We start from the raw sequence: 1,827 nt of genomic DNA, 5'->3' as shown, positions 1-1,827 counted from the left end.
CAGACACACCAATCAGCCGTAATGGTCTGTGYCGAGCCTTTCTTTGTGTATGCCACGGTAACTGAGTTGGGACCGGTTGTGATCTCGGTGACCGGCGCCTCGTAGACGATGATGTTGCCCAGCACTTTGGCGAAGCCGTAGCCGATGCGGTCCATTCCGCCGACCGGCTGGAACATGGTCGCCTGCCAGTCGATCTGCTCTTCGTACAAAACGCCCTTGGAGAGGTCGGCGGCGAGCAACTCGCTGAGTTTGAGAGGATCATGCAGCTTCGCAACGGCAGGCCCGGCGCCGCGCGGTGTAACAAAGCCTGCCCGGGTGGTGCCGGAGTACTTGCTTTGCTGGTTAAGGTCGCCGAAGCCGCGCAGGAAATAGTACATGCGCTCCGCATCGTCCTTTGTCAGCTCCTGGTCTAGCGCATGTTTGTTAATAGCCTTAGAAAGCAGCTCCGCGATGTAACCGCGGGTGTCATGCACTACCTGCCGTTCTTCCACGGGCTTTCCACCATTCAGCGAATCTGACTGCATCAGTGCAGAGCGGGAGAAATTGATCTCTATCTCCAGCGGGACGTTCAGCTCCTGGCAGTAGTCGAGGATGTGCGTGTGATGCGAGGGAATGCGTGCCGGGCCGGCGTTCAGATAGTGACCTTCTTCCCAGGTACACTCCTGTTTCGTGCCGTCCAGGAACTCGACGGTCGTGCCGTTACGCACCGACCATGAGCGACCACCGGGCCGATGACGAGCCTCCAGCACCGTGACCGTAAAGCCTGCCTTGCGCAGCTCATAGGCTGTTACCAGGCCGGAGATACCCGCTCCGAGAACGACGACCTTCTTCCCTTTGCCGAAGTCCGCAGGTAGCTCCGGCAGAGGAGACGCGCCGGAGGCAGGCATCAGGCCGAGAAGATGCATTGTGGAATAAGCAGCGGAGTAGCCTCCGAGCTGCGCCATCCGTTGGATAAAGACACGACGGGTAGGGCTCATGGAATGGCCTCTTTCTTACGTCTGAACTGTAAAACGGAGAACGACTGTTCTCATTATCGGGCGCGAATGGGCGTGTTACAAGAGGATAAATCCACCATTCTCGCGATGGCATTCATCGGCATACACGATTGCGCCTTGAAGGAAGTAATCATCGTTGAATGTTGGCGAACTGCAGGCGACTATACAATCGCAACATTCCGAAAATTGAGGTTGATTCGATGCGTCGTGCCGCAAGGGCTCTGGGTCTCGTCACTTTTTATGGTGTTCTGTTTGCCCAGCGCGGGCCAAGTGTAACAAGCGCTGACCATCGAGTTGTGCAGCCTGTGTTGATTGCTCCTGGAAGCAAGCCCTTCCATCTCGATGCTGTAGTACTCGATGGACAGCAGACGATCGGCACGATCGAATGGCTCTGGATCGACCCTACGCATTACCGGCGTTTCATCAGGTCGGCTGAATTCTCGCAGGATCTGATCGTGAACGGTGACAGAACATTGGAGAAAAATTCGGGAGACTACCTTCCGTTGAAATGGAATACCTTCGCTATGGCCGTCGTGGATTCGTCTTTCATTACAAATACAATTCGCGACGGAGACCGCCTGGAAACAAAAGCAAATAAGCTTGCCGACGCATCAGGAATCAAGTGCTTCGACCAAGCCCGGAAAATGTGCATACGGTACCCGGATGGTTTACATGAGATTGTGGCCGCTTCCGGACATGGGGTTGAATTCAGCGACTATCAGAACTTCCGCGGAACACTTGTTGCCCGGACTATTACGAATGCCGCGCGCCTCGGAGAAAARCGACTGGACCTGCACGTGGTTGGACTCGAAGATTTGAAGAATCCCAAGCC

At 55.5% G+C, this 1,827-nt stretch carries 2 protein-coding genes; one reads left to right on the top strand and one right to left on the bottom strand.

Annotated elements, in window-relative coordinates; translation table 11 throughout:
- The coding region (locus tag AB4043_RS24315; RefSeq protein ID WP_442308363.1) for a flavin monoamine oxidase family protein at positions 1-977 on the bottom strand (977 nt) is incomplete at its 3' end.
- Positions 978-1,195: 218 nt separating this feature from the next.
- On the opposite strand from AB4043_RS24315, the gene AB4043_RS24310 reads away from it, so the two are divergent.
- The coding region (locus AB4043_RS24310; protein ID WP_442308362.1) for a hypothetical protein at positions 1,196-1,827 on the top strand (632 nt) is incomplete at its 3' end.

Origin of the sequence: Terriglobus sp. YAF25, from assembly GCF_052113305.1 — a bacterium.
Lineage (GTDB): Bacteria > Acidobacteriota > Terriglobia > Terriglobales > Acidobacteriaceae > Terriglobus.
This window is presented reverse-complemented; position numbering and strand designations above follow the sequence as displayed.